At 70.7% G+C, this 26,517-nt stretch carries 25 protein-coding genes, 1 tRNA gene and 1 pseudogene; 20 read left to right on the forward strand and 7 right to left on the reverse strand.

The window, feature by feature from the left end; genetic code table 11:
* The first annotated feature begins 20 nt into the window (after positions 1-20).
* The 5 genes from yajC to V3C34_RS10380 are packed head-to-tail and all read left to right on the forward strand — an operon-like array spanning position 21 to position 6,220.
* On the forward strand, positions 21-338 hold the full coding sequence (gene yajC, locus V3C34_RS10360; protein ID WP_068421656.1) for a preprotein translocase subunit YajC: 318 nt from the start codon (positions 21-23) through the stop codon (positions 336-338).
* 1 nt (position 339) lies between these two features.
* The gene (gene secD, locus V3C34_RS10365; protein ID WP_346007025.1) at positions 340-2,181 is read left to right on the forward strand and encodes a protein translocase subunit SecD; all 1,842 of its coding nucleotides are present in this window, start codon (positions 340-342) and stop codon (positions 2,179-2,181) included.
* A complete protein-coding gene (gene secF / locus V3C34_RS10370) occupies positions 2,178-3,395 on the forward strand; it encodes a protein translocase subunit SecF (RefSeq protein WP_245634687.1) in 1,218 nt (405 codons plus the stop codon). Before secD ends, secF begins: the two co-directional genes overlap by 4 nt.
* Before the next feature lie 11 nt (positions 3,396-3,406).
* Entirely contained in the window at positions 3,407-3,922 is a 516-nt protein-coding gene (locus tag V3C34_RS10375; RefSeq protein WP_428832223.1) for an adenine phosphoribosyltransferase, read from the forward strand.
* 9 nt (positions 3,923-3,931) lie between these two features.
* On the forward strand, positions 3,932-6,220 hold the full coding sequence (locus V3C34_RS10380) for a bifunctional (p)ppGpp synthetase/guanosine-3',5'-bis(diphosphate) 3'-pyrophosphohydrolase (protein WP_346007028.1): 2,289 nt from the start codon (positions 3,932-3,934) through the stop codon (positions 6,218-6,220).
* Positions 6,221-6,228: 8 nt separating this feature from the next.
* On the opposite strand, the gene V3C34_RS10385 is transcribed toward V3C34_RS10380, so the two are convergent.
* A complete protein-coding gene (locus V3C34_RS10385) occupies positions 6,229-7,602 on the reverse strand; it encodes a DUF349 domain-containing protein (RefSeq protein ID WP_346007030.1) in 1,374 nt (457 codons plus the stop codon).
* A gap of 56 nt (positions 7,603-7,658) precedes the next feature.
* Here V3C34_RS10385 and V3C34_RS10390 point away from each other — a divergent pair, with 56 nt between their 5' ends.
* Both V3C34_RS10390 and hisS read left to right on the forward strand, forming a co-directional pair.
* Positions 7,659-8,363 (forward strand): MBL fold metallo-hydrolase, encoded by a 705-nt coding sequence (locus tag V3C34_RS10390; RefSeq protein ID WP_068324399.1) that lies wholly within the window; start codon positions 7,659-7,661, stop codon positions 8,361-8,363.
* Complete coding sequence (gene hisS, locus V3C34_RS10395) at positions 8,360-9,721, forward strand: histidine--tRNA ligase (protein WP_068421632.1); 1,362 nt, start codon at positions 8,360-8,362, stop codon at positions 9,719-9,721. The genes V3C34_RS10390 and hisS overlap by 4 nt, the downstream gene beginning before the upstream one ends.
* A gap of 88 nt (positions 9,722-9,809) precedes the next feature.
* On the opposite strand, the gene V3C34_RS10400 is transcribed toward hisS, so the two are convergent.
* Positions 9,810-10,424, reverse strand: coding sequence for a hypothetical protein (locus tag V3C34_RS10400; protein ID WP_346007033.1), 615 nt, complete (start codon positions 10,422-10,424; stop codon positions 9,810-9,812).
* Positions 10,425-10,553: 129 nt separating this feature from the next.
* Between V3C34_RS10400 and V3C34_RS10405 the strand changes: the two genes are divergently transcribed.
* The 9 genes from V3C34_RS10405 to V3C34_RS10445 all read left to right on the forward strand — a co-directional run bounded on the left by V3C34_RS10405 (position 10,554) and on the right by V3C34_RS10445 (position 18,378).
* On the forward strand, positions 10,554-11,465 hold the full coding sequence (locus V3C34_RS10405) for a site-specific tyrosine recombinase XerD (protein WP_068324390.1): 912 nt from the start codon (positions 10,554-10,556) through the stop codon (positions 11,463-11,465).
* A gap of 73 nt (positions 11,466-11,538) precedes the next feature.
* The gene (locus V3C34_RS10410) at positions 11,539-12,414 is read left to right on the forward strand and encodes a ParA family protein (RefSeq protein WP_245634684.1); all 876 of its coding nucleotides are present in this window, start codon (positions 11,539-11,541) and stop codon (positions 12,412-12,414) included.
* A gap of 5 nt (positions 12,415-12,419) precedes the next feature.
* The gene (locus V3C34_RS10415) at positions 12,420-13,298 is read left to right on the forward strand and encodes a segregation and condensation protein A (protein ID WP_255218262.1); all 879 of its coding nucleotides are present in this window, start codon (positions 12,420-12,422) and stop codon (positions 13,296-13,298) included.
* The gene (gene scpB / locus V3C34_RS10420) at positions 13,291-13,914 is read left to right on the forward strand and encodes an SMC-Scp complex subunit ScpB (protein ID WP_346007036.1); all 624 of its coding nucleotides are present in this window, start codon (positions 13,291-13,293) and stop codon (positions 13,912-13,914) included. Before V3C34_RS10415 ends, scpB begins: the two co-directional genes overlap by 8 nt.
* Positions 13,911-14,822, forward strand: a complete 912-nt coding sequence (locus V3C34_RS10425; RefSeq protein WP_068421621.1) for a pseudouridine synthase — start codon at positions 13,911-13,913, stop codon at positions 14,820-14,822. Before scpB ends, V3C34_RS10425 begins: the two co-directional genes overlap by 4 nt.
* The gene (locus V3C34_RS10430; RefSeq protein WP_082807494.1) at positions 14,819-15,946 is read left to right on the forward strand and encodes a prephenate dehydrogenase; all 1,128 of its coding nucleotides are present in this window, start codon (positions 14,819-14,821) and stop codon (positions 15,944-15,946) included. The genes V3C34_RS10425 and V3C34_RS10430 overlap by 4 nt, the downstream gene beginning before the upstream one ends.
* 22 nt (positions 15,947-15,968) lie before the next feature.
* The gene (cmk, locus tag V3C34_RS10435; protein ID WP_068324382.1) at positions 15,969-16,667 is read left to right on the forward strand and encodes a (d)CMP kinase; all 699 of its coding nucleotides are present in this window, start codon (positions 15,969-15,971) and stop codon (positions 16,665-16,667) included.
* A 36-nt stretch (positions 16,668-16,703) separates the two neighbouring features.
* Positions 16,704-18,224: a ribosome biogenesis GTPase Der gene (gene der / locus V3C34_RS10440; RefSeq protein ID WP_371836281.1), complete on the forward strand. Its 1,521-nt coding sequence runs from the start codon at positions 16,704-16,706 to the stop codon at positions 18,222-18,224.
* A gap of 77 nt (positions 18,225-18,301) precedes the next feature.
* A tRNA-Pro gene (locus V3C34_RS10445) sits at positions 18,302-18,378 on the forward strand.
* A 246-nt stretch (positions 18,379-18,624) separates the two neighbouring features.
* Here the strand turns inward: V3C34_RS10445 and V3C34_RS10450 are convergent.
* The 4 genes from V3C34_RS10450 to V3C34_RS10465 all read right to left on the reverse strand — a co-directional run bounded on the left by V3C34_RS10450 (position 18,625) and on the right by V3C34_RS10465 (position 22,561).
* Positions 18,625-19,461, reverse strand: a complete 837-nt coding sequence (locus V3C34_RS10450; protein WP_346007039.1) for a hypothetical protein — start codon at positions 19,459-19,461, stop codon at positions 18,625-18,627.
* Complete coding sequence (locus V3C34_RS10455) at positions 19,458-20,357, reverse strand: ABC transporter ATP-binding protein (protein WP_346007041.1); 900 nt, start codon at positions 20,355-20,357, stop codon at positions 19,458-19,460. Before V3C34_RS10455 ends, V3C34_RS10450 begins: the two co-directional genes overlap by 4 nt.
* Positions 20,358-20,395: 38 nt before the next feature.
* Entirely contained in the window at positions 20,396-21,301 is a 906-nt protein-coding gene (locus V3C34_RS10460) for an MMPL family transporter (RefSeq protein ID WP_346007043.1), read from the reverse strand.
* 219 nt (positions 21,302-21,520) lie between these two features.
* Positions 21,521-22,561, reverse strand: coding sequence for an MMPL family transporter (locus V3C34_RS10465; protein WP_346007045.1), 1,041 nt, complete (start codon positions 22,559-22,561; stop codon positions 21,521-21,523).
* Positions 22,562-22,892: 331 nt separating this feature from the next.
* Here V3C34_RS10465 and V3C34_RS10470 point away from each other — a divergent pair, with 331 nt between their 5' ends.
* The 3 genes from V3C34_RS10470 to V3C34_RS10480 all read left to right on the forward strand — a co-directional run bounded on the left by V3C34_RS10470 (position 22,893) and on the right by V3C34_RS10480 (position 25,568).
* A complete protein-coding gene (locus V3C34_RS10470) occupies positions 22,893-23,642 on the forward strand; it encodes a BldC family transcriptional regulator (protein ID WP_346007046.1) in 750 nt (249 codons plus the stop codon).
* Positions 23,643-23,841: 199 nt separating this feature from the next.
* Positions 23,842-24,561, forward strand: a complete 720-nt coding sequence (locus tag V3C34_RS10475; RefSeq protein WP_346007048.1) for a DUF4389 domain-containing protein — start codon at positions 23,842-23,844, stop codon at positions 24,559-24,561.
* 32 nt (positions 24,562-24,593) lie between these two features.
* Complete coding sequence (locus V3C34_RS10480; protein ID WP_346007050.1) at positions 24,594-25,568, forward strand: NAD(P)-dependent alcohol dehydrogenase; 975 nt, start codon at positions 24,594-24,596, stop codon at positions 25,566-25,568.
* A gap of 294 nt (positions 25,569-25,862) precedes the next feature.
* Here V3C34_RS10480 and V3C34_RS17745 read toward each other — a convergent pair.
* Positions 25,863-26,107 (reverse strand): annotated as a pseudogene (locus tag V3C34_RS17745) (DUF5996 family protein); the annotation flags it as partial.
* A 38-nt stretch (positions 26,108-26,145) separates the two neighbouring features.
* On the opposite strand from V3C34_RS17745, the gene V3C34_RS10485 reads away from it, so the two are divergent.
* Positions 26,146-26,496: a HAMP domain-containing sensor histidine kinase gene (locus V3C34_RS10485; RefSeq protein ID WP_346007052.1), complete on the forward strand. Its 351-nt coding sequence runs from the start codon at positions 26,146-26,148 to the stop codon at positions 26,494-26,496.
* Positions 26,497-26,517: the final 21 nt, after the last annotated feature.

A 26,517-nucleotide genomic window follows, 5' to 3' on the forward strand; every position in this document is an offset into this window, starting at 1 on the left:
GACCCAGGAAGTCCTCACTCATGAACCAAGGCTCGCAGACCGCCAGCCTGCTCCTCCTCGTCCTGCCGCTGGTCCTCATCGGATTCATGCTCTGGTCCGCGCGCAGGCGGCAGAAGACCATGGCGGAGTTCTCCGCCTCGCTGCAGGTGGGGGACGAGATCTTCACGACCTCCGGGATCCTCGGTCGGATCACCGAGCTGGACACGGACCGGGTGCGCCTCGAGGTCGCGCCGGGCACCGTGCTCACGCTCGACCGTCGCGCCGTGGGCATGAAGGCGGAGCCGACCGGGCCCGCCGGGCCGACCGGGCCGGTCGACGACCAGGCCGGGCAGGGCTGACATGGCGGAGCGTCGACGCACGCGGGACGTGGCCCGCAAGGACCACGCCAAGCGCACCCTGATGTGGCTGTTCGCCATGGTCGTCGTCATGACCGGTGCCCTGGGCTACGGCGTCCTGCAGAAGGACGCGAGCTGGGCCCCGCGCCTCGGACTCGACCTCGCAGGGGGCACCCAGATCGTCCTCGAGCCCCGCGTCGGCGGCGGCGGGTCGGTCTCCCAGGAGCAGCTCGCCGAGGCGCGCGACATCATCGTGCAGCGCATCGACTCGCAGGGCACCACCGGCGCCGAGGTCACCACGCAGGGTGACTCCAACATCGTCGTCGCGATGCCCGGCACCCCGACCAAGGAGCAGGAGGACGCCATCGCGGCGTCCTCGCAGATGCAGTTCCGCCCGGTCCTGGCCACCGACATCGGCAGCCCTGAGCTCCTCCAGCCGCAGCCCTCCGCGACCGGCTCCGGCTCTTCGAGCCCGACATCGGGTGCCGCGGAGCCGAGCGGGAGCTCGACCTCCCCGCGGCCCAGCGCCAGCCGCAGCAGCGAGACCTCTGCATCCCGCGACCGTGCCCGCACCGCGGCGACGACGTCCCCGAGCACCAGTCCCAAGAGCACCAGCGCCGCGCCCACCGGGGCGCCCACGCAGAGCTGGACGCCGTCCGGCAAGCCCACCGGCCCATTGGACCCCAACAACATCACCACCGAGGTCTGGAACCAGTTCCAGGAGCTCGACTGCTCCAAGCCGCCGGAGCAGCGTCCCGACACCAAGACCACCGAGCCGATCGTCGCCTGCAAGCAGGACGGCTCGCTGAAGTACGTGCTCGGCCCGGTCGTCGTGGCCGGTACCGAGATCGCCGACGCCGAGGCCGGCTACCGGGTCGGCCCGCAGGGCCAGCAGACCAACGAGCCCGAGATCTCCTTGACCCTCACGAGCAAGGGTCGCGGCGAGTACGGGGACATCTCCACGAAGATGGTCCAGCTGCCCGGGCTGTCCCCGGCCTCCCCGACCAACCCGCCCGGCTCCTACAACGCCCTCGCGGCGGTCCTCGACTCGCAGGTCCTCATCGACCCCGGCTTCAACGAGGCGATCCCCAACGGGCAGGCGAGCATCTCCGGCTTCCCGATCGAGGAGGCGCGCGCCCTCGCCAAGTCGCTGAAGTTCGGCGCGCTGCCGCTCTCCTTCGACGTGCAGACCCGTCAGGAGATCAGCCCGACGCTCGGCTCCGAGCAGCTGCGCTACGGCGTCATCGCCGGCATCATCGGCCTCTTCGTCGTGCTGCTGTACTCGCTGCTGCAGTACCGCGCGCTGTCGGTCGTCGTCATGGGGTCGATGCTCATCGCCTTCGGCATGACGTACCTGTCGATCGCCCTGCTGGCGTGGGGGTACAACTACCGTCTCGACATGGCCGGCGTGACCGGCCTGATCATCGCCATCGGTGTCACCGCCGACAGCTTCATCGTCTACTTCGAACGGGTGAGGGACGAGCTGCGCGAGGGACGCAACCTGCGCGCCGCCGTCGAGGCCGGCTGGGCCCGCGCCAAGGGCACGATCCTCGTGGCCGACGGCGTCAACCTCATCGCAGCCGTCGTCCTCTACGTCCTCGCGAGCTCGGGCGTGCGTGGCTTCGCCTTCACGCTCGGCCTCACGACGCTCATCGACCTCATCGTCTTCTGGCTCTTCACGCACCCGCTGCTGACGATCCTCGCGCGCAACAAGTTCTTCGCGTCCGGTCACGCGTGGTCCGGCTTCGACGTCGACACCCTGCGTGAGGTCAAGCTGCGCTACCGCGGCCGGGGCCAGGTGGACGTCCCGCCCGCAGTGTCCGCCGCCGAGGGGAGCGTGTCATGAGCAGTCGGATGGCCCAGTGGGGCAACGACCTGTACACCGGCGACCGGTCGATCAACTTCGTCGGCAAGTCCAGGACCTGGTACATCATCTCGGCCGTGATCATGGCCGTCGCCGCCCTCGGGTTCCTCGTGCAGGGGCTCAACCTCAGCCTCGAGTTCACCGGTGGCTCGGAGTTCCGCGTCGCCACCTCGGGTGCCCCGGCCGACTACGAGGACGAGGCGACCGCCGCGGTCCGCGAGGTCGCCGGCAACGCCGCCTCTGCCAACGTCTCCACCCTCGGCGGGACGACGATCCGCGTCCAGACCGAGGAGCTCGACGGTGACCAGGCGCGCGAGGTCGCGCAGCAGCTCGCCACGACCTTCGGGGTCGAGAGCAACAAGGTCAGCTCCAGCTTCATCGGCCCCTCGTGGGGTGCCTCGGTGAGCCAGCAGGCCCTGCGCGCGCTCGTCGTCTTCATCATCATCACGACGGCGCTCATGGCGCTGTACTACCGCAACTGGAAGATGGCCCTCGCCTCGATGGTCGCCCTCGCCCACGACATGCTCATCACGGTGGGCATCTACACGTGGACCGGCTTCGAGGTCTCGCCGGCGACGCTCATCGGCTTCCTGACCGTCCTCGGCTACTCGCTCTACGACACGGTGGTCGTCTTCGACCACGTCAAGGAGAACACCCGAGCGGCCTTCCAGAACAAGCGCTCGACCTTCGCGAACGCGGCCAACCTCGCCGTCAACCAGACGCTCGTCCGCTCGGTCAACACCACGGTCATCGCCGTGCTGCCGATCCTCGCGGTCCTGGTCATCGGGTTCGCCAAGCTCGGTCCGGGCACCCTCCTCGACCTCTCGCTCGCGCTGTTCATCGGCATGACCGTGGGCGCCTTCTCCTCGGTCTTCATCGCGACCCCGCTCCTGGTGGACCTGCGGCGCAAGGACCCGGAGGTCCTCGCCCTCGACAAGGCCGCGGCCAAGCAGCCGGTGCGGACCCCCCTTCGCGAGTCCGTGCCCGCCGGCGCCGCGCCCACGACGACGAAGGGGGCGACCCCCGCCGCCTCCACGTCGGCGCCGAGCACGTCGGTCTCGTCGAGAGATGCAGAGCCGGTCGCCGGGGAGACCCCGCAGACCGTCACCGGTCGCGCCGTGCACAAGTACGCCCAGTCGGCCGGTCCGCGCAACCAGCCGAAGAAGACGCCGCGCAACCGACGGGGCAGCCGGTGAGCCGGACCCCGATGGAGCAGCGGATCCTCGTCGCGCTGCGGGACGTGCCCGACTTCCCCGAGCCGGGCGTGACCTTCAAGGACATCACCCCGCTGCTCGCGGACGCGGCGCTCTTCGCGGACGTCGTGCGGGCGCACGCACGGCCTTGGCACGGCCGGGTCGACCTCGTCGCCGGTCTCGAGGCCCGTGGCTTCATCTTCGGGGCCGCGGTGGCCCTCGAGCTGGGCGTCGGGTTCGTGCCGGTGCGCAAGGCGGGGAAGCTGCCGGGGACCACCGTGGGGCTCGACTACGCGCTCGAGTACGGCTCGGCCCGGATCGAGGTCCACGAGGACGCGGTCGCCGCGGGCTCGCGGGTCCTCGTCGTCGACGACGTGCTCGCGACCGGGGGCACCGCGCGCGCGGCGTGCGAGCTCCTCGAGTCCTGCGGGGCGGTCGTGCCGGCGGTGGAGATCCTCGTGGAGATCGCGGTCCTCGACGGGCGGGCAGCCCTCGCGGGGCGTGACGTCCGGGCGCTGGTCACGGTCTAGGCTCACTCCATGAGCGAGCGCAGCACGGGCAGCGGAGGCGGGTTCTCACCCCGCTCGCTGGCGCGCGCCTCGCTCGCACGCATCGGCAGTGGTCGCGCCCCGACACCCGGTGTCCTCGACCCGCTGCTGACGATCGTGCGGCAGTCGCACCCCAAGAGCGACCTGTCGATCATCGAGCGCGCCTACGAGGTCGCGGAGCGCGCCCACCGCGGCCAGGTGCGCAAGAGCGGTGACCCCTACATCACCCACCCGCTCGCGGTGACGACGATCCTCGCCGAGCTCGGCATGACGCCGGTGACCCTGGCCGCTGCCCTCCTGCACGACACGGTCGAGGACACCGACTACAGCCTCGACGACCTCGAGGCCGAGTTCGGCGCCGAGGTGGCCAAGCTCGTCGACGGCGTGACCAAGCTCGACAAGGTCACCTACGGGGAGAGCGCCCAGGCCGAGACCGTGCGCAAGATGATCGTCGCGATGGCCCGCGACATCCGCGTCCTCGTCATCAAGCTCGCCGACCGGCTCCACAACGCCCGGACCTGGCGCTACGTCTCGGCGGCGTCGGCGCAGCGCAAGGCGCAGGAGACCCTCGAGATCTACGCGCCGCTGGCGCACCGCCTCGGCATGAACACCATCAAGTGGGAGCTGGAGGACCTGTCCTTCGCCACCCTGTACCCCAAGGTCTACGAGGAGATCGTCCGCCTCGTGGCCGAGCGTGCCCCGGCCCGCGAGGAGTACCTCGCGACGGTCCGCGCCCAGGTCGTGCTGGACCTGCGGGAGGCGCGGATCAAGGCGACGGTGACCGGTCGCCCCAAGCACTACTACTCCGTGTACCAGAAGATGATCGTCGGGGGTCGGGAGTTCGGGGAGATCTACGACCTCGTCGCGGTCCGGGTGCTCGTCGACACCGTCCGTGACTGCTACGCGGCTCTCGGGGCGCTGCACGCGCGGTGGAACCCGCTGCCCGGGCGCTTCAAGGACTACATCTCCCTGCCGAAGTTCAACATGTACCAGTCCCTGCACACGACCGTGATCGGTCCGCAGGGCAAGCCGGTCGAGATCCAGATCCGCACCCACCAGATGCACCGCCGCGCCGAGTACGGCGTCGCCGCGCACTGGAAGTACAAGGACCAGGCGCGACCCGACGGCGGCAAGGTCGACGACGGCCAGATGGGGGAGATGGCCTGGCTGCGCCAGCTGCTCGACTGGCAGAAGGAGACTTCCGACCCGAGCGAGTTCCTCGACTCGCTGCGCTACGAGATCAAGACCCAAGAGGTCTACGCCTTCACGCCCAAGGGGCAGGTTATCGCCCTGCCTGCGGGCTCGACCGCCGTGGACTTCGCCTACGCGGTGCACACCGAGGTCGGGCACCGGTGCATCGGTGCCCGGATCAACGGCCGCCTCGTGCCCCTGGACTCGCCGCTCGAGAACGGTGACGCCGTCGAGGTCCTGACGTCCAAGGCCGAGGGCGCCGGGCCGTCGCGGGACTGGCTGAACTTCGTGCGCTCGGCGCGCGCCCGCAACAAGATCAAGCAGTGGTTCACCAAGGAACGCCGCGAGGAGATGATCGACTCCGGCAAGGAGGCCATCGCCAAGGTCGTGCGCAAGCAGAACCTCCCGCTCCACCGGCTGGTCACCGTCGAGAGCCTCACGGCGGTCGCGAGCGAGCTGCGCCGCCAGGACGTCGACGGCCTCTACGCCGCGGTCGGCGAGGGGCACGTCTCCGCCCAGCACGTCGTCGAGCGGCTCATCGCCGCGGCCGGCGGCAAGGAGGGGGCGACGGAGGACCTCGCCGAGGCCACGCTGCCGGGACCGGTCGGGCAGCGCCGCAGCCACGGTGACCCGGGCGTCGTCGTCAAGGGCATGGACGACCTGTGGGTCAAGCTGGCGCGCTGCTGCACGCCCGTGCCCGGCGACGAGATCATGGGCTTCATCACCCGCGGCAACGGCGTGTCCGTCCACCGGGTCGACTGCCCCAACGCCGACTCCCTGCAGAAGGAGTCGGAGCGGCTCATCGAGGTCGAGTGGGCGCCGAGCAGCTCGAGCCTCTTCCTCGTGCAGATCCAGGTCGAGGCGCTCGACCGCGCGGGGCTGCTGTCGGACGTGACCCGGGTCCTGTCGGAGTCCGGGGTCAACATCCTCTCGGCGGCCGTGCACACCTCGCGCGACCGGGTGGCCGTGCTGCGGTTCACCTTCGAGATGGGCGAGGTGGCGCACCTCAGCCACGTGATGCAGCAGGTGAAGCGGATCGAGTCGGTCTTCGACACCTTCCGCATCACCGGAGGCAGCTCCAAGGGCTGAGGGGCGCGTCAGCCGCCGAACTCGTCCAGGCCCTTGCGTGCCTGGTCCAACCACGCCTGCTGGGCGTCGATCTGCTCCTGGATCTTCGCGGCGCGGGAGGTATCCCCCTTCGCCTCTGCCGTGGCGAGGTCGTCACGCAGGTCGGTGACCCTGGACTCGAGCTGGGCGACCATCGAGGCGGCGCGGGCGGACAGCTCCGGGTTGGACTGCGACCACTTCTTGTCCTCGGCGTCGCGCACCGTCTGCTCGATGCGTCGCATGCCCTTCTCCATCCGGTCGATGTCGGCACGCGGGACCTTGCCCGCGGCCTCCCACCGCTCCTGGATGTCGCGCAGTGCGGCCTTGGTCTTCTCGAGGTCCTTGACCGGCAGCAGCGCCTCGGCCTCGGCGAGGATCGCCTCCTTGACCTGGAGGTTGCCGCGGTGGGCCTCGTCCTCCTTGGCCGCCTCGGCGTCCTTGGCGTTGAAAAAGGTGTCCTGGGCGCTGCGGAAGCGCTCCCACAGGCGGTCGTCATCGGCACGGCCGGCGCGGCCGGCCCGGCGCCACTCGTCCATCAGGCGCTTGTAGGCACCGGCGGTGGCATTCCAGTCGGTGGAGGTGGAGAGACGCTCGGCCTCGGTGGCCAGCTCCTCCTTCGTCGCCTTGGCGTCGCCACGGGTCTGCTCGACGTGCGCGAAGTGGGAGCGACGCGCCTTGTCGAAGCCGTTGCGGGCCTTGGAGAACCGCTGCCACAGGGCGCCCTCGACGTCCTTGTCCAGACGGACCTTGCCGCGCTGGTGGGCCTTCCACTCGTCGAGGAGAGCGCGCATGCGGGCGGTGGACTGCTTCCACTGGACCTTGTCGACGGGTTGGGCGGCGATCTGCTCTGCCTCGGCGACGAGCGCCTCGCGCTCGACCGCTGCGGCCTTCTTGGCCTCGGCGCGCACAGCGGACTCGGCCTCGCGCTTGGTGGCCAGGCCTCCCTCCAGCTCGGCGATGAGGGCGGCGAGGGCCGGCAGGTCACCGACGACGTTGGGTTCCTGCGCGTGCTCGCGCAGGGACTTCAGGCCGTCGGCCAGCTCCTTGGCGGAGACGTCGGGGGAGTCCAGGCGGTGGCGCAGGAGGGTGGCGGAGGCGAAGAGCTCGTCGTACTTGCGGGCGAAGTACTGCAGCGCCTCGTCCGGCGTCGCACCGGGGTAGGAGCCGACCTCGCGCTCGCCCTCGCCGTCCTTGACGAAGACCCTGCCCTCCTCGTCCGCGCGGCCGAAGGCGGCCGACGCCGAGTGGTCGGTGGTCACCGTGGGGACCTCCGCAGCGGGGGTCGCGGGCGGCCGGGGAGCCATGCGGGCCAGGGCCGCAGGCGAGGGCGCCGAAGGGCGCGGGGCGTTGGTCTCGTCACTCACAGGCTCGAGGTTACCCATTCGCGGGGGAGGAGCGGGGGCGCACGTAGGGTTGGACCGTGCTGACCATCTCGTTCCCGGCGCAGGCGTTCGGGACCAACTGCTATGTCCTGGCGGATGCTCCCGGTGAGGAGTGCCTCATCGTCGACCCCGGGATCGGGATCGAGGAGACGCTGCGCGAGGTGCTCACGGAGCACCGGCTGAAGCCCGCGGCCGTGCTCCTCACCCACGGGCACGTCGACCATGTCTTCTCCGTGACGCCGGTCTGCGGCGGTGAGCTCGCGGCCTACATCCACCGCGACGACCGCTACCGGCTCGTCGACCCGCTCGGTGGTTCGTCGCTCGGCCCGCAGCTGACGGGGATGCTCGAGCAGCAGTTCGGCAAGCGGGTCACCTGGCGCGAGCCCGAGCGTGTCGTGGAGGTCACCGACAGCGAGACCGTGACGGTCGCCGGCCTCGACCTCGAGGTCGTGCACGCGCCAGGCCACACGGAGGGCTCGGTCATGTTCGCGACGGGCCGGGTGCCCGAGGGCATCCCCGCAGAGGCGGAGGTGGACCGCACGCTCATCACGGGCGACGTGCTCTTCGCCGGGTCGATCGGCCGCACCGACCTGCCGGGCGGGTCGCACGAGGCGATGCAGGACTCCCTTCGTCGGGCCGTGCATCCGCGCCCCGACTCCAGCCTCGTCCTGCCCGGACACGGACCCGCGACGACGCTGGGCCGTGAAAAGGCGACCAACCCGTACCTGCAAGGACTGTCATGAGCACCCCCCGCGCCACCAAGGTCACCCCGCTGTCGGGCTTCCCCGAGTACCTGCCCGAGCAGCGGGTCGTCGAGCAGCACTTCATCGACGTCATCCGCAGCACCTTCGAGCTGCACGGCTTCCCGTCGATCGAGACCCGCGCGGTCGAGCCGGTCGAGCGCCTGCTCGGCAAGGGCGGCGACGCGGACAAGGAGATCTACGGGATCCACCGCCTCGCGGACGACGAAGGGGGTGCCCCCGGTCGCGAGTCCGAGCTGGGGCTGCACTTCGACCTCACCGTGCCCTTCGCGCGCTACGTGGTCGAGAACGCCGGCCGCCTGAACTTCCCGTTTCGGCGCCACCAGATCCAGAAGGTCTGGCGCGGCGAGCGCCCGCAGGAGGGCCGCTACCGCGAGTTCACCCAGTGCGACATCGACGTCGTCGACGTGGGGGAGCTGGCGCCGCACTTCGAGGCGGAGATGCCGCTGGTGATGGCGGAGATCTTCGCGAAGCTGCCGATCCCGCCCATGGTCATCCAGGTGAACAACCGCAAGATCCCGGAGGGCTTCTACCGCGGCCTGGGCATCGAGGACGTCGCGGGGACGCTGCGCACCGTCGACAAGCTGGACAAGATCGGCCCGGACAAGGTCGCCGCCCTCCTCGTGGAGGCCGGGCGGACGACAAAGCAGGCGCAGGCCGTGCTGGCGCTGGCCGAGATCCGCACGCAGGACACCTCCTTCGTCGAGCGCGTCCGCGCGCTCGGGGTCGAGCACCCGCTGCTCGACGAGGGTCTGGAGGCCCTCGCCGCCGTGATCGACACGGGGGCGGCCGCCGCGCCCGGCGCGATGGTCGCGGACCTGCGCATCGCCCGCGGTCTCGACTACTACACGGGTACGGTCTACGAGACCCAGCTCGTCGGGTACGAGTCGTGGGGTTCCTTCTGCTCCGGCGGCCGCTACGACGAGCTGGCGAGCGACGGCAAGAACACCTATCCCGGCGTCGGCATCTCCATCGGCCTCTCGCGCCTGCTGGGGCTGCTCCTCGGCAAGGGTCTGGTCGGCGCCAGCCGCAAGTCGCCCTCCGCGGTCCTCGTGGCCGTGACGGACGAAGGGAGCCGCCCCGCCTCCGTCGCGGTCGCCACGGCGCTGCGTGCCCGCGGGATCCCCTGCGAGGTCGCTCCGGCCGCGGCGAAGTTCGGCAAGCAGATCCGCTTCGCCGAGCGGCGCGGGATCCCGTACGTGTGGTTCCCCGGCGCCGGTGAGGGAGACGGCGACCAGGTCAAGGACATCCGCTCGGGCGAGCAGGTCGACGCGGACGCCGCGGCCTGGGAGTGCCCGGCGGCGGACCTGCGCCCCCAGGTCGTCGCGCTGGGGGAGTAGCCGATCGCTCCTCCGCATTCCCCTAGGGGAATGCCGCTCGGGGGCGACCGCTCGTCCGCATTCCCCTAGGGGAATGACGATGAGGGGGTCAGCTGGTGGCGTCCGGGGGACGGAGGCCGCAGGCGGCGAGCTCGAGGCCGGCGAGCTCGCGGATCGTCTCGGTGTCGCCGCGGCGCCAGGCGCCGGCGGGGTCGGGGCTGATCCGCGCGAGGCGTTGGAGCGGCTGGTTGGCCATCGCCCGCAGGGCGAAGAGGTCGAGGTCGTCCACGGAGTCGACGAGCGACTGCGCGGCGGTCGCGCGGCGCACGAAGCGCAGGCGCGCGGCGAGCCAGAACGCACCGATGATGACGACCGGGGTGAGAGCGGTGACCCATCCCAGGGTCGTGGCGAGCCGCTCGACGGCGTCGACGAGGTCGCGCCCGGCGTCCTCGATGCTTGTCCCGGCGCCGGCCGCGTCCCGGAACGGTTCGGCCACCCGGTCGTCGAGGAGCGGCAGGTCGTCCACACCCTCGCCCGCGGTCTTCAGCCGTTCACGGAAGCTGCTGCCCGCATCCTGGAGCCGGTGGCCCGGCTCGGCGAGGGACAAGGCCGAGTCGTGGACGGCGTGACCGACCTTGGCCCACAACAGGATCCACGCGACCATCAGCAGGTCGGCGAGGACCTGGCCACGACGACGGGCCGGGAGATCCGCATAGAGCTTCATGCGGGCCATTACACTTGCCCGCAGTGGCCCAGGCCACCCGTGGGCACAACGGCGTGCCCGCGGTTCAACACCCACCGCGCCACACCACACCGCCCCGATGGAGGCCACGGCCCCGTGAGCACGACGCCGATGGAGCGCGCCGTGCGGACCTGGCTGACCCAGATGGACGTCGAGCGAGGGGTCTCCGCGCACACCCTCTCCGCCTACCGCCGCGACGCCGGACGGTACGTCGAGCACCTCGCGGGGCACGGCATCACCAGTCCCGAGGACGTCACCGAGCTGCACGTGTCCGGCTTCCTGGCGGCGCTGCGCACCGGTGACGACGCCCACCCTCCGCTCGCCGCGAGCTCGGCTGCCCGCACGCTCGTCGCCGTCCGCGGGCTCCACAAGTTCCTCGCCCTCGAGGGTGAGACCACGCACGACCCGGCCGAGGACGTGGCGCCGCCGGCACCCCCTTCGCGCCTGCCCAAGGCCATCGCCCTCGACGAGGTGACCCGGCTGATCGACGCCGCCGGGCTCGGCGACGGGCCCGCACCGCTGCGCGACCGCGCGCTCCTGGAGGTCCTCTACGGCACCGGCGCCCGCATCTCCGAGGCCGTCGGGCTCGACATCGACGACCTCGACCTCGACGTCGGTGCCGCCCGCCTGCTCGGCAAGGGCGGCAAGGAGCGGGTCGTCCCGCTCGGCTCCTACGCGGTGGAGTCCGTGCGCGCGTGGCTCGTGCGCGGCCGGCCGACGCTGTCGGCCAAGGGGAAGGCCGGCCCGGCGGTCTTCCTCAACCAGCGCGGCTCCCGGCTCTCCCGGCAGAGCGCCTGGGGCGTCATCACCACCGCCGCCGGCCGCGCGGGCCTCGAGGGCCACGTCTCGCCGCACACGCTGCGACACTCCTTCGCGACCCACCTGCTCGAGGGCGGCGCGGACGTGCGGGTGGTGCAGGAGCTGCTCGGGCACGCCTCGGTGACGACCACGCAGATCTACACGATGGTCACCGTGCAGCAGCTGCGCGAGGTCTACGCGCAGAGCCACCCCCGTGCCCGCTGATAGGGTCGTCGCTGATCAGCGAGAGGCTGACCGACCGCAGACCCGATGGAGTGATCCGACCTTGGCATCCGAGGTGACGCCACAGCTCGACATCGAGCACGACCAGGCACAGCCCGGTCCCACCGGCCGACCCCTGCCCACCTTCCCGGAGCCGCCGCCGCTGGCGTCGCACGGCCCGGCCCGCATCATCGCGATGTGCAACCAGAAGGGTGGGGTCGGCAAGACGACGACCACGATCAACCTCGGCGCCGCCCTGGCGGAGGCCGGGCGCAAGGTGCTGCTCGTCGACTTTGACCCGCAGGGCGCGCTGTCCGTGGGCCTCGGGGTCCCCACCCACACGCTCGACCTGACGATCTACGACCTGCTCGTCACCCGCGGGCACGAGATCACCGAGATCATCCAGCGCACCGCGGTCCCCGGGCTCCACGTCGCCCCGGCCAACATCGACCTCTCCGCCGCCGAGGTCCAACTCGTCGGCGAGGTCGCGCGCGAGCAGATCCTGGCCCGCGTGCTCCGGCCGGTCCTCGACGACTACGACGTCATCCTCATCGACTGCCAACCCTCCCTCGGCCTGCTGACCGTCAACGCGCTCACCGCGGCGCACGGCGTGGTCATCCCGCTCGAGACCGAGTACTTCGCCATGCGTGGCGTCGCTCTGCTCGTGGAGACGATCGACAAGATCACCGACCGCCTCAACCCGGGCCTCGTCGTCGACGGCATCCTCGCGACGATGTACGACGGCCGCACGCTGCACAGCCGCGAGGTCGTCGGCTCGGTCGTCGAGCACTTCGGCGACAAGGTCTTCCACACGGTCATCTCGCGCACCGTGAAGTTCCCCGACGCGACCCTCGCCGCGGAGCCGATCACGACCTACGCGACCGGCCACTCCGGCGCCAACGCCTACCGACAGCTGGCCCGCGAGCTCATCTCGCGCGGCGGTGCTCCCTGACGACCGTGGAGGGGACTGACACCGCCGTCCCCGGTGGCGTCATCACCAAGCGGGGCGCAGAGCAGGCCTTCACCGTCCACCTGGACAACTTCGAGGGACCCTTCGACCTGCTGCTGGGTCTGATCAGCAAGCACCAGCTGGACATCACCGAGATCGCGCTGGCCAGGGTCACCGACGAGTTCATCGCCCACCTGCGCGCCCTGCAGGCGAGCGACCCGGCGTGGGACCTCGGCCAGACCAGCGAGTTCCTCCTCGTCGCCGCGACGCTGCTCGACATCAAGGCCGCCCGGCTCCTGCCCGACATGCGGGAGACCGACGAGGACGACCTCGAGCTCATCGAGGCGCGGGACCTGCTCTTCGCGCGCCTGCTCCAGTACCGCGCCTTCAAGGACGTCGCGGCGCACTTCGGCGAGACGATGGCGACGACCGGTCGCATGACCCCGCGGCAGGCCGGTCTGGAGCCGCACCTGGCCTCGCTGCTGCCCGAGCTGGTCATCAGCGTCACCCCCGAGCAGCTGGCCATGGTCGCCGCGCGGGCCCTGACCCCCCGGGAGCCCGAGACCGTCGGTCTGGCCCACCTGCACGCGCCCGCGGTGAGCGTGCGCGAGCAGGCCGTCATCGTCGTCGACCGCCTGCGGGAGCAGGGCGCGCTCTCCTTCCGCGAGCTCGTCCGCGACGCGGACTCGACGCTCGTGGTCGTGGCGCGGTTCCTCGCCCTGCTTGAGCTCTTCCGCGACCGGCAGGTCGTCTTCGACCAGCCGGAGGCGCTCGGTGACCTCGAGGTCAGCTGGACCGGCAGCGAGGAGGGCACCGTCGACGTCGGTGCCGAGTTCGACGAAGGGGAGGACCCCCCTTCGTCCGATGAGGAGGATGACGATGAGTGAGGCGCCCCCGGAGCCCGAGGTGGAGGGCGACGACGTCCAGGTCGCCTTCGACGTGGTCGACCTGCCCGGCGGTGCGCGCGGGGCGATCGAGGCCGTGCTGATGATCGTCGAGGAACCGGTCACCGACCACGCCCTCTCCTCCGCGCTCGAGCTGCCCGTGGAGGAGATCCGTGAGCACCTCGCCGCGATCGAGTCCGCCTACGCGGACGGCACGCACGGGTTCACGGTGCGCAACGTCGGTGGGGGATGGCGCTTCTACAGCCACCACGCGTACGCGCCAGTCGTCGAGCGCTTCGTCCTCGACGGCCAGCAGTCCCGCCTGACGACGGCCTCCCTCGAGACGCTCGCCGTGGTCGCCTACCGCCAGCCGATCTCGCGGGCGCGGATCGGCGCCGTCCGCGGCGTCAACGTCGACGGCGTCGTCCGCACGCTCCTCACCCGCGGCCTCATCACCGAGGTCACCAAGGACGAGGAGTCGGGTGCGACCCTGTACGGGACGACGCCCTACTTCCTGGAGCGGATGGGTCTGAACTCGCTCGACGACCTGCCCGCCCTCGCCCCCTATCTCCCCGATGCAGCACTACTCGACGATCTCGTGAATGAGGCCCGGCCATGACCCCTCCCACCAACCGCCGACCCGGAGGCCCCCAGGGCGCACCCCGGGGCAAGGGACCCCGCAAGCCCCCGCGGCCCGGCCGCCGCAACCAGCCGGAGCGGGGCACGACCGGACGCAGCCGCCAGGGCCAGCCCGACCTTGCACCCGAGCCGCCGCAGGCCCCGACGATCGACGTCCACGACCCCGAGGGCACCCGCCTGCAGAAGGTCCTCGCCGCCGCGGGCATCGGCTCCCGCCGGGCCTGCGAGCTGCTCATCCAGGAGGGTCGCGTCGAGGTCGACGGGCAGGTCGTCACCGAGCTCGGCCTGCGCGTGGACCCCCTGCGCCAGACCGTGCACGTCGACGGTGAGCGCGTCCACCTCGACGAGTCGCGCGTCTACCTCGCCTTCAACAAGCCCGTCGGCGTCGTCACGACGATGTCCGACGAGCTGGGCCGGCTGAGCATCGGCGACTACGTCGCCGGGCGCCCCGAGCGGCTCTTCCACGTCGGTCGCCTCGACGCCGACACGGAGGGCCTGCTCATCCTCACCAACGACGGCGACCTCGCGCACCGGCTGCAGCACCCGGCGCACGGCGTGCTCAAGACGTACATCGCCGAGATCCCCGGCCCCGTGCCCAAGGACCTCGGCAAGCGCCTGCGCGAAGGCGTCCAGCTCGAGGACGGCCCCGTCGCCGTCGATTCCTTCCGGGTCGTCGACTCGCGCCCGGGCAAGGCGATCGTCGAGGTGATCCTCCACGAGGGCCGCAAGCACATCGTGCGGCGCATGCTCGAGCACGTCGGCCACCCGGTCCTCTCGCTCGTGCGCACCCAGGTCGGACCCATCACGCTCGGCACGACCAAGTCCGGCCGGTGGCGCGCCCTCAGCCGGGCGGAGATCGCCGACCTCTACAAGGCTGCGGGACTGTGACGGCGACCTCCGAGGCGAAGGGGGCTGCGTCCGCGCTGCCACCCGTGCACGTCATCGGGACGGGCCTCATCGGGACGAGCATCGGGCTGGCCCTGACGTCCGTCGGCGTCGACGTCACCCTCGAGGACCAGTCCGAGACCTCGGCCGCGCTGGCGCGCGACCTCGGGGCGGGGCGCACCACGGGGGAGGTGCGACCGGGCCTCGTCGTCGTCGCCGGGCCGCCGGACGTCTCGCCCCGCCTCGTGCTCGGCGCCCTCGAGCGCTGGCCCGAGGCCGTCGTCACCGACGTCACCTCTGTCAAGCAGGTGGTCCTCCTCGACCTCATCCGGTCCGGGGTGCCGATCGACCGCTACCTCGGCAGCCACCCGATGGCCGGCCGCGAGCGCTCGGGCGCGATCAGTGCCCGGGCCGACCTCTTCACCGGCCGCGCGTGGGTCCTCTGCCCGCACGACGGCAGCGACCCGAGCGCGACGGCGCTCGTCGCCCGGCTCGCGCAGGCCACCGGCGCCGCGGTCACGACGCTCAGCCCGCAGGAGCACGACGAGGCGGTCGCCGCGGTCTCCCACGTGCCCCAGGTGGCGGCCTCGCTCGTCGCCGCCCGGCTGGAGCACCTCAGCGACCACGCCATCGGCCTGGCCGGCCCGGGCGTACGGGACGTGACCCGCATCGCGGCCAGCGACCCCGGCCTGTGGACCCAGATCCTCTCGGGCAACGCACCGGCCGTCGCCGCCGTCCTGCGTGACGTCGCTGCCGACCTGGGCCGCGTCGTCGACGCCCTCGAGGCGCTCGGCGCGGGGGAGGACGACGTCGCCGACGCCCCCGGCGCGCGTGCCGTGCTCGCCCGCAGCATCGCCGACGGCAACGCCGGCCACGCCCGCATCCCCGGCAAGCACGGTGCCCCGCCCGCGACCTACGCGGTCGTCAGCGTGGTCGTCGACGACCGGCCCGGCGAGGTCGCCCGACTGCTCACCGACATCGGCGCGGCGGGGGTCAACATGGAGGACCTGCGCCTCGACCACGGGCTGGGCCTCCCCTTCGGCCTGGCGGAGGTCTCCGTCCTCCCGGCGGCCGCCGGACCGCTCACCGAGGCGCTCACGGCACGTGGGTGGCGGATCCACAGCTGAGCGACGACTAGGCTGACCCCTCGTGACCAGCCAGCCCGCCCCCTTCGTCATCGCCATCGACGGACCCTCGGGATCCGGCAAGTCCAGCGTCTCGCGCGCCGTGGCCACGCAGCTCGGCGCCGGCTACCTCGACACCGGGGCCATGTACCGAGCCCTCACGTGGTGGTGCCGGCACACCGAGGTCGACCTTCAGGACCCCGCGGCGATCGCCCACGCGGCCCGCGAGCTGCCGCTGCACATCGGTGACGATCCGCAGGCCCCGACGGTGCGCGTCGCCGACATCGACGTCGCCGAAGGGATCCGCACGAGCGAGATCTCCGCGCTCGTCTCGACCGTCGCGACCGTCCCGGACGTGCGCACCGAGATGCAGCAGCGCCAGCGCGAGCTCATCGCCGACATCGCGGGCCGCCACGGTGCCTGCGTCGCGGAGGGGCGTGATGTCACGACCGTCGTCGCCCCCGAGGCACCCGTGCGGATCCTGCTCACCGCGAGCGAGGAGGCCCGGCTGCGCCGCCGCTCGCTCGAGGTGCACGGCACGAGCGACGCGGCAGCGATCGACGCGACCCGCGACCAGGTCGTGCGCCGGGACCGGGACGACTCGACGGTCTCCCAGTTCACCGTCGCCGCGGACGGGGTCGTCGTCGTCGACACCTCTGACCTCGACTTCGACGGGTCGGTCGACGCGGTGATGGCCGTCGTCATCGCCGCGCGCACGAGCTGACCCACCACGCGGCCCCGGCCGCTGACGGCTGCGACAATGGCCGTGACCACCCCACAGACCAGGAGCATCGTGGACACCACCCCTGACCCCACCGACCCCACCGGGACGCAGGCCCCGGACGCCGAGGGCGTCGAGCGGGTGCTGCGCGCCGGTCTCGAGGACTTCGAGCTGACGCCGGAGGACCGCGCGATCATCGACGGCTTCCAGGAGGACGCGGACGAGACACCCGCCGGGCCCTTGCCGGTCGTTGCGATCGTGGGCCGCCCCAATGTCGGCAAGTCGACCTTCGTCAACCGCGTGCTGCGGCGCCGCGAGGCCGTCGTCGAGGACACCCCCGGTGTCACGCGAGACCGCGTCGCCTACGACGCCGAGTGGTCCGGTCGCCGGTTCACCCTGCTCGACACCGGTGGCTGGGAGATCGGCGCCGAGGGCATCCACCTGCGCGTCGCCGAGCAGGCGGAGGTCGCGATCGAGATGGCAGACGTCGTCGTCTTCGTCGTCGACGCCATCGTCGGCGCGACCGATGACGACGAGGCCGTGGTCAAGCTGCTGCGCAAGTCGGGCAAGCCCGTCGTGCTCGTCGCCAACAAGGTCGACGACCAGCGCTTCGAGGCCGACGCGTCCGCCCTGTGGAACCTCGGTCTGGGCGAGCCCCTGCCCGTCTCCGCGCTGCACGGGCGGGGGAGCGGCGACGCCCTCGACGCGATCCTCGACGTCATGCCGGATGTCTCCGCGAGCGGCAAGGCACAGCCCGAAGGGGGTCCGCGCCGCGTGGCCCTCATCGGCCGCCCCAACGTCGGCAAGTCGAGCCTGCTCAACAAGCTCGCGGGGGAGGAGCGGGTCGTCGTCGACGACGTGGCGGGGACCACGCGCGACCCCGTCGACGAGATCATCGAGCTGGGCGGGCGTCCCTGGCGCTTCGTCGACACCGCCGGCATCCGACGCCGCGTGCACCAGACGCGCGGAGCCGACTTCTACGCGTCCCTGCGCACGCAGGCGGCCTTGGAGAAGGCCGAGGTCGCAGTCGTCCTCATCGACACCCACGAGCCGATCACCGAGCAGGACCTGCGGATCATCAGCCAGGTCACCGAGGCCGGCCGCGCGCTCGTCATCGGGTACAACAAGTGGGACCTGATCGACGAGGAGCGTCGCTTCTACCTCGAGCGGGAGATCGAGCGCGACCTCGTCCAGGTGACGTGGGCGCCGCGGGTCAACCTCTCGGCCCACACGGGCCGGCACGTCGACCGGCTCACCCCGGCCCTCGACACCGCTCTCGACTCCTGGGACCGCCGCGTGCCGACCTCCCGGCTCAACTCCGTCCTCGGCGAGATCGCCTCGGCGCACCCGCACCCGATCCGGGGCGGCAAGCAGCCCCGGATCCTCTTCGCGACGCAGGCCTCGACGCGCCCGCCGCGCTTCGTCATCTTCGCCTCGGGGTTCATCGAGGCGGGCTACCGACGCTTCCTCGAGCGCCGGCTGCGCGAGGAGTTCGGCTTCGAGGGCACGCCCATCGAGATCAGCGTCCGGGTGCGCGAGAAGCGCGGTCGTCGCTCGTGATCCGGTGTGCCGGGGGCCGATTCGGCACCTGTGGCTGGCGTGGGATAAGGTGACGTTCGCTCCTGAGGGAGCAGCCACGGGCTGTGGCGCAGCTTGGTAGCGCACTTGACTGGGGGTCAAGGGGTCGCAGGTTCAAATCCTGTCAGCCCGACCATTGTCCTGAGTCGCGACATCGTTGACACGGTGTCGCGGCTCAGGACTTTTTTTGTAGGTTCGCGGGCTTCTCGTCGATGTCGCGACTCACCGGGTCGACCATCAACTGGGTTCGGGCCATGGCCCCGGGTGCCGCGGTGCAGGTCGTCGGTGGCCGGACCCATGGACGAACTCGTCGATCAGCAGTCGCTGACATCGGACGGGTTCTTCGAGTGGGACGAGCACGGCGCGCTCCCTCTCGACAAGGTCACGGTCGGTACTGAAGCGTTGCGGGTGGCGTCACTTCACCTCTGAGCGCATGACCAGTCCGAGGCCGACGAGCAGGGGGAGGATCAACCAGGTGACACCGGTGACGGCGATGTGTGCCCACTCGGTGCCGGTCAGCGAGTGCTCGAAGACGAACAGCCCGGCCTGGGCGAACTGGATGTCCACCCAGGGCTGCAGGTCGGAGAACCACTGCTGGCTGCTGGCCAACAGACCGAAGACCGTCGGCAAGAGGAACGTGAGGATGAAGTACGTGACGATGGCCCCCGGTCGAGGAGCGGATGAGCACGCCGAGCATGAAGCCCGTGAGCAGACTCAGGACCATGCCCAGGACGTAGTAGAGGCTCTGGGTGAGCGTCACGTCCCACACCAGTGCCTCACCAGTGACCGCCGCACCCACGAGGTTGCCGACGGCGCCGACCGCGAAGGCGAGCCCCATCGCGGCGATCGCGATGAAGACCGCGGAGATCGCCTTGGCGGTGATGATGCGACCGCGGTGCGGGACCAGGGTGAAGGTGGTCAGCCCGGTGCGCTGACTCCACTCGCTGGTCACCGCGAGTATCGCGATGAGCGAAAGGATGATGACGACGGGGAACCGGATAGCGGTCGCGAAGGTGGAGTAGGTGAGCTCGCCCTCGGGCGCCCAGAGGATGACGCCACCCGCGGCCAGAGCCGAGGTGATCGCGATGCTGGCGATCAACCAGAAGCCGGAACGGGTGTCGAACATCTTGCGCAGCTCTACCGCCGTGATGCGCGTCAGCGGGATCCGCCGGACGGCTGCGTGCGGAGGGCGGACCTGGATTTGGGCGATGGTGCTCATGCCGGGACTCCTTCTCGTTGGGTGGAGGCGGTGAGCTCGAGGAACATCTCCTCCAGACCGGCGCCGGTGGCCGCTCGCAGCTCGGTGAGCGCGATACCAGCATCCAGGGCGACTTGTCCGACCAGGGCTGCGTCCCCGTCGGTGCACAGGCCACCGCCGTCCGCGGGCGTAGTGGTCAGACCGGTCGCAGCGAGAGCGAGCTCCAGAGCGAGCAGGTCGACCGCGCGGACGAGGGTGCCGGCTTCGTGCAGCAGTGCGGTCATGGTGCCCATGGAGACGATCCGACCCAGGCCGATCATGACGATGTCGTCGGCGATGACCTCGATCTCGTGGAGCAGGTGGGAGGACAGCGGGACCGTGCCGCCGCGGTCGGCGTAGCCGCGGAGGAGGTCTCGCATCCACCGGATCCCGGCGGGGTCGAGCCCGTTGGCGGGTTCGTCGAGGATCAGCACCTCGGGGTCGCCGATTAACGCGGTGGCGATGCCGAGTCGTTGCCGCATCCCGAGGGAGTAGTCACCGACGCGCCGGGAGGCCTCGGAGGGAGTGAGACTGACGATCTCCAGCATCTCCTCGACCCGGGACCTGGGAATGCCCATGTACTGCTGGGCGAGGGTGAGGATCTCGCGTCCGGTCCGCCCGGCGTGCTGGGCGGAGGCGTCCAGGAGCACACCGACCTCGAGCCCGGGGTTGGGCAGGTCCACGTAGTGGCGGCCGGAGATCGTCGCGGTCCCGGCGTCGGGGCGGGTCAGTCCGACCATGATGCGCAGCGTGGTCGACTTGCCGGCGCCGTTAGGTCCCAGGAAGCCGGTGACACGTCCGGCCTCGGCGGTGAAGCTGACGTCGTCGACGGCGCGGGTCGTGCCGTACGTCTTGGTGAGTCCTTCGATGAAGATCATGGCGTTCTCCCTGGGGGTGGCCGGAGTGGTCGGGGGTCTCAGCTGGTGCCTGCAGGCATCTGGTCGGGTTCGGGAAGCACCTCGGGAGGTACGACTCGGACGGGGTGCAGCGGCGAGGGCTCGACGAAGAGGACGCGTGCGAGCCAGCTGGGCAACCACCAGTTCCACGTGCCGAAGAGGCTGACCAGGGCCGGGACCAGCAGTGCTCGGACGATGACGGCGTCGATGAGGATGCCGACGCCCAAGGCAGTCCCCAGGACCTTCGCGTCGGTGGCCGGGTCTGTTGCGAGTGCGGCGAAGGAGAAGAACAGGATCAGGGCCGCAGAGGTGACCAGTCGCCCGGTCCGGCCGATGCCGGTGATGACCGCCATGCTGGTGTCGCCCGTGCGGTCGTACTCCTCACGCATCCGGGTGAGGATGAAGACCTCGTAGTCCATGGACAGCCCGAAGAGGAACGCGAAGATCACGACCGGAAGCCAGAAGTTGATCGCTCCGGTGGGTGCGACGTCGAAGACCAGGGCCGATCCGTGGCCAAGCTGCCAGAAGAAGACGACCGCGCCGAACACGGCGGCCAAGGAGAGCAGGTTGATCAGTACGGCTTTGAGCGGAAGCAGCACTGACCGGAAGGTGCGGACCAGCAGGGGGTAGGTGATCAGGCCGACCAGGGCCAGCACCCAAGGGAACTTGTCGTAGACGGCTGTCATGTAGTCCTCGATGGTGGGACCGACACCGGTGATCCCGACGTCGCCGTTCACCGTGGGCTCGACCGCTGCCCGGATCTCGGTGACGATCGCCGAGCTGTCGCTGTCGAGCGTCGCCCGGGAGGGGAACACGTCGATGACGGCGCTGTCGCCATTGGTGCTCCCGACGACGGCCATCTGGACACCGTCGACTCCACGAACTGCTTCAGCAGCCGATTGGGCGTCGCCGGCGGGCACGAGCACCGTGATGGGCGTGAGGACTCCGGCACCCACGCCACCGTCGGTGAGCGAGTGGAGCACCTCGACGCGGGGCCCGCCGTTCGCGAGGGACTCCAAGCTGGAGCCGGGTCCGATCTTGAGGCCGGTCACTGGTGCGATGAGCAAGCCGAGCAGGGCGACGGCCGACATGGTGGCGATGAGGCGGTGCTTGACGATGAGACGTGCCCACGCCGACCAGCCGCGCTAGGCGGTGCCTTCCTTGCGGATGCGGGGGTAGTCGATACGAGGGCCGACGCTGGAGAGCAGAGCGGGGAGCAGGGTCAGCACGACCGCCGCGCTCACCAAGGGGATCAACATGCCAGCGAGGCCCATGCTGCGCAGCGCCGGCACCGGCAGCAGGAGCAGGGCCAGGAGGCTGATCGCCACAGTGACGCCCGAGGCCATCACCGCTCGCCCTGCGGTCCTCATCGCGACCACGACCGCTTCCTCGTTGGTGCGACCGTGTGCACGCTCCTCCCTCCATCGGGATACCAGGATCAACGAGTAGTCGATCGCGACCCCGAGCCCGATGAGTGCGATGAGGAAGAGGACGACCATGCTGACCTCGGTGAACGTCGTCATCACGAGCACGAGCATGAACGTCGTCAGGATCGAGACCGCGGCGATGACGAGCGGCAGTACAGCCAGGAACGAGGCGTACACGAAGAGCAGCACCAGCAGCGCCGCGGCACCCGCGAGCAAGGTCTCGAGCAGCACGCTGGAGCTCTCCTGCTCACCCCCTGCGGACAGGAGGGTGTAGGACGTCAGGCCGCTCTCGAAGCCGGCCGTCCGGGCTGCCTCGGCCAGCGCGGGGTCGAGCTGGGTCTCGATCTGGGGACCGAAGGTCACCGGTACGGGTGCCTGGATCAGGGCGTACGTGGTACGTCCGTCGTCGGTGAGGAAGCCCGGGTCGTTGGTGCTCGCGAAGTCCACGACGCGGACCTCGATGTCGGGGACTGCTGCGACGGCGGTGGTGATGACGCGAGCCACAGCGTCGGCGTTGCCCTCGATGGTCTGGCCGCGCGGCACGGTCACGACGGCGATGTAGGAGTCGTAGGTGCTGACGCCATAGGTGTCGATGAGCTGTTGCTCGGCGATGTCACCGGGCTGTCCGGGCAGCGAGAAGTCGACCGACCAGCGATCGTTCAACGGTCCGGTCGAGAGGATGCCCCCGACGAGCAGCGCAAACCACATCGCGCTGATGACGCGGCGGTGGTGCATGACGAGGCGGGCGAAGCGCTCCATGAGGAACTCCTTGACGGGAGCACACTGGAGCTTGCAGCTTGGGCGGCGAGACAACGTGCCTGTTCTCCGAACGGTACCCACGATCCCGTGGGTGGTTCATGCGCCAACGGGACGTCTTGGTCGGTGAAAGGGACGGCCTTGGTCAGGCACGCCACATGGGTCTCCGTCGCCGCGAAAAGAAGGACAAAAGGGACGACCTCCGTGCACTTCGACGTCGGCGAAGCAGGAAAGGGACGGCACGGGTCTACTGTCGGTGGTAGGACGGCTGGCCGCCCATCGTCTCCGTGAACGGAGTGACGACCGGGTTGCCGCCTCACCAGGGGAGGGTCCGATGACCACAGCCCACGCACTCGATCGGCTTCTGACGCCTGCGGAAGTGGCGGCTCTCGTCTTCGTCGACCCCAAGACCGTGAGCCGCTGGGCGTCGGCTGGCAAGATTCCTGCGACGCGCACTGTGGGGGGTCACCGCCGCTTCCGCCGCTCCGACGTCCAAGCACTCTTGTCCAGGGAACACGAGCGAGCGCAGAACCATGGCGACACCGCCAGACCTTCCCCCGGGCTGGACGCCGCAGGGCTCGCCGGCGCTGCCCCGAGTCGCGAGCTCTGTCGCGCTGCGGCTGACGCCGTGGTGGCCGGGGCGATCGCGCTCGCCCTGGAAGCGCACGCGGAGGCGGCCGCAGAGGCTGTGCTGGAGACCGCGACCTCCGTCTTCGCGGCCGCCCAGACGATGGCCCCCGTAGGGACGAGGGCGCGTCGAGCCGACGCCTGCGCCGCCGCTGACGCGGCGCGGCTGGTTGCTGCAGAAGCGGCCAGGGCCGCGGCGTCGATGCGGTCCCGGGCCACAGTCCAGGCCCGGTGCCTCGCAGAGACGGCAGCGCAGGCGAAGAGACTCGCCCTCGCCGTAGGCGACCGGGACCGGACCACCTCCGAGGCTCTCCTCATGGCTGCGACGGTGATGGCCACTGCGGACGCAGCCTCGAGCGACACCGCCCTGGCCGCAGCACGCGTCGCCCAGGCAGTCACTGACGCTGCCGCCCATGTCGCGGCGATGGTTGCCGCCTTCGAGCTCTCCCAACGGTGAGAGACCTCCACGAGGCGGAGCCGCTCCACCACCTGACGATCGAGACCACTTCACCTGGCGCGCCTCGGCCGCTGACATCGACCAGCCCCGCGACCCGTCGGAACGGCCATTGACCTTTCCGGGCATGTGGAGGACTGTCGAAGGGGAGGGGCCTTGCGCGCCGTTCGCGTTTCGCCGTCTTGGTCTGGAGGCACACCTCATGAGCGTCGCAACCTACCCCGTGCGCGTCGACGCACACCTCGATCCCGGGCTCAGCCGTTGGCTCTGGCTGGTCAAGTGGGTGCTCGTCATCCCGCACTACGCCGTACTGGTCTTCCTGTGGCTGGCCTTCGTCGCCTGCAGCGTGGCCGCCTTCTTCGTCATCCTCGCCACGGGCCGCTACCCGCGCCCGATCTTCGACTTCAACGTCGGCGTGATGCGCTGGACCTGGCGAGTGAGCCACTACGCCTACGGCGCCCTGGGCACCGACCGGTACCCACCCTTCACGCTGGCCGACGTCCCGGACTACCCTGCGCACCTCGAGGTCGACTACCCACAGCACCTCTCCCGGGGGCTGGTCCTGGTGAAGTGGTGGCTGCTGGCGATCCCGCACTACCTCGTCGTCGCCTTCTTCGGCGGAGGCGGGGTCTACCTGGCCAACGAAGCCACGACCAGTGAGCAGAGCACCTGGAGCTGGGGAAGCGGACTCATCGGTCTGCTCGTCCTGCTCGCCGCGGTGGGGCTGCTCGTCACCGGCCGCTATCCGCAGTCCATCTACGACCTCGTGCTCGGCATGAATCGATGGATGTTGCGCGTTGCCGGCTACGCAGGCCTGATGACCGACCAGTACCCGCCCTTCCGCCTGGACCAAGGCGGAGACGACCCCGGGGCCGTCCGGTTGATCGAGCCACCCCCGGGTGGAGAGGCGGGCACACCATGAGTCACCGGGGCGCCACCGCCGAGCCGGCCACCATGCGTGCCATCGTGCAAGAGAGGTACGGCGATGCCGGTGCCTTGCGCCACGAGCGCATCGCGCTGCCAGAGGCAGCACCCGACGACGTGATGGTCCAGGTGCACGCCGCGGGCCTCGACCGTGGCACCTGGCACCTCATGACAGGAAAGCCCTATGTGATGAGGGTCGTCGGCATGGGGTTCCGCGGACCGAAGGACCGAGTGCCCGGACGCGACCTCGCAGGCACGGTCGAAGCGGTCGGAGCGACGGTCACCAAGTTCGCCGTCGGTGACGAGGTGTACGGCGTGGGACGGGGCTCGTTCGCCGAGCATGCGGTGGCCCGAGAGGACAAGCTGGCCCGCAAGCCGACCATGCTCTCCTTTGCGCAGGCGGCTGTGGTGCCGATCTCCGCGGGAACGGCCCTCAGGGCGTTGACCGACCAAGGCCGTCTCGAGGCTGGGCAGAGGGTGCTGGTCCTCGGAGCATCTGGCGGAGTCGGCAGCTACGCAGTCCAGATCGCCAAGGCGCTCGGTGCAGAGGTCACCGGCGTCGCCAGCACCGCGAAGCTCGACCTGGTCCGCTCGCTCGGGGCCGACCATGCGATCGACCACACACAGCAGGACTGGGCAGACGGCACCCAGCGCTACGACCTCATTCTCGACATTGCCGGAAACCCGAGCCTGAGTCGACTGCGACGCGCCCTCGCACCGGCAGGAACGGTCGTCCTGGTCGGCGGCGAGGATGGCGGCAACCTCACCGGCGGAATGAACCGGCAGCTACGGGCACTCCTGCTGTCCCCGTTCGTGGGGCAACGATTCACCATGCTCATCGCCAAGGAGCATGCCAGTGACCTCGAGCGGCTCGCTCAGTTCATCGAGGCCGGCACCGTGACTCCGACCGTCGACCGCACCTACCCCCTCGACCAGGTTCCTGAGGCGATGCGCCACCTCGCGGCCGGCAAGGTCCGGGGCAAGGTCGCCATCATCACCCTCTGAACCGTCCATCCGCGTCCAGCCCGGGCACTCCGACCCGGGCCGGCCGACTGGGCGCACGGGTGTCCTGCGCGACCAGACTGAGGACAGGGTCACGGGTGGGCCGCAAATCGGCGGCCGCCAGCGCCATGGGCCGGGTGACGAGGAGGCCCGCCGTCCGGCCACGGCCCGATGTGCAGCACTCCCACCTCGGCCGTTGGGTCGTGAAGGTCGGGATCGTGGGAGTCCTCCTGTGCGCTCCAGTGCGCAGCGGTCCCAGTCGCCGGCGATCGCTGCGGCCTCGTAGCTGTGTTGCAGGAAGTCCAGCAGCACGGCGTCCAGGTTGGTGGCGGTGCGGACGGCTGTGCAGGGCAGCACGAACTCGCCGAGCGTGTCGTCGAAACGCGCTGCGGCCGAACCTGTGAGCATGGTGCGGTAGCCGGCTGGCTCGGGTAGTCGTAGGGGTAGGAGACTCCTTCGCCCCCGCCACCCGGCCAGTACCCGGCGCTGCTGACCTCGTGCGAGTAGGCCTCGTGCATCACGTGTGGGCCGCAGTTGGGCATGCCACCAGGGTGGGGCGGAGCGTCGGCGCCGGAGAACCGTGGACGACGGTGCGCACGTCGACGTCGCGTGCACGTCCGAGGAGCTGTCCGAAGCACTCGACGCGCTGATCGAGAACGTCATCGCCCACACCCCGGAGGACTCGCCGCTGCACGTCGCCGTCGCGGGGACATCCGACGGATGCCGGGTCGACGTCACGGACCGCGGTCCCGGCATCCCCCTCGGGGCGACGCGCCGGGGCCGGAGCGACCGCGGGTCGAGCGGTCTCGGTCTCGACATCGCGCGGAGCTGCGCCGAGTCCACGGGCGGGCGCATGGAGGTGCTGTCGGATGACGACGGCTCGCACACGGTCCGCCTCGTGCTGCTCGGTGCTGGGCGCCGGCCTCGCTGAGTGGGCGCCACGTCGGCGCGG

The organism is Janibacter terrae, from assembly GCF_039636765.1.
GTDB lineage: Bacteria > Actinomycetota > Actinomycetes > Actinomycetales > Dermatophilaceae > Janibacter > Janibacter terrae.

Coding starts and splice junctions, on each gene's coding strand:
- V3C34_RS10450 (WP_346007039.1), bottom strand. CDS start 19,461: ATGAGCACCATCGCCCAAATCCAGGTCCGCCCTCCGCACGCAGCCGTC.
- V3C34_RS10425 (WP_068421621.1), top strand. CDS start 13,911: ATGACCCCTCCCACCAACCGCCGACCCGGAGGCCCCCAGGGCGCACCC.
- der (WP_371836281.1), top strand. CDS start 16,704: ATGGCCGTGACCACCCCACAGACCAGGAGCATCGTGGACACCACCCCT.
- V3C34_RS10405 (WP_068324390.1), top strand. CDS start 10,554: ATGGAGCGCGCCGTGCGGACCTGGCTGACCCAGATGGACGTCGAGCGA.
- secF (WP_245634687.1), top strand. CDS start 2,178: ATGAGCAGTCGGATGGCCCAGTGGGGCAACGACCTGTACACCGGCGAC.
- yajC (WP_068421656.1), top strand. CDS start 21: ATGAACCAAGGCTCGCAGACCGCCAGCCTGCTCCTCCTCGTCCTGCCG.
- V3C34_RS10400 (WP_346007033.1), bottom strand. CDS start 10,424: ATGAAGCTCTATGCGGATCTCCCGGCCCGTCGTCGTGGCCAGGTCCTC.
- V3C34_RS10475 (WP_346007048.1), top strand. CDS start 23,842: ATGAGCGTCGCAACCTACCCCGTGCGCGTCGACGCACACCTCGATCCC.
- V3C34_RS10470 (WP_346007046.1), top strand. CDS start 22,893: ATGACCACAGCCCACGCACTCGATCGGCTTCTGACGCCTGCGGAAGTG.
- V3C34_RS10480 (WP_346007050.1), top strand. CDS start 24,594: ATGCGTGCCATCGTGCAAGAGAGGTACGGCGATGCCGGTGCCTTGCGC.
- V3C34_RS10465 (WP_346007045.1), bottom strand. CDS start 22,561: ATGGAGCGCTTCGCCCGCCTCGTCATGCACCACCGCCGCGTCATCAGC.
- V3C34_RS10380 (WP_346007028.1), top strand. CDS start 3,932: ATGAGCGAGCGCAGCACGGGCAGCGGAGGCGGGTTCTCACCCCGCTCG.
- secD (WP_346007025.1), top strand. CDS start 340: ATGGCGGAGCGTCGACGCACGCGGGACGTGGCCCGCAAGGACCACGCC.
- scpB (WP_346007036.1), top strand. CDS start 13,291: ATGAGTGAGGCGCCCCCGGAGCCCGAGGTGGAGGGCGACGACGTCCAG.
- V3C34_RS10455 (WP_346007041.1), bottom strand. CDS start 20,357: ATGATCTTCATCGAAGGACTCACCAAGACGTACGGCACGACCCGCGCC.
- V3C34_RS10375 (WP_428832223.1), top strand. CDS start 3,407: ATGGAGCAGCGGATCCTCGTCGCGCTGCGGGACGTGCCCGACTTCCCC.
- hisS (WP_068421632.1), top strand. CDS start 8,360: ATGAGCACCCCCCGCGCCACCAAGGTCACCCCGCTGTCGGGCTTCCCC.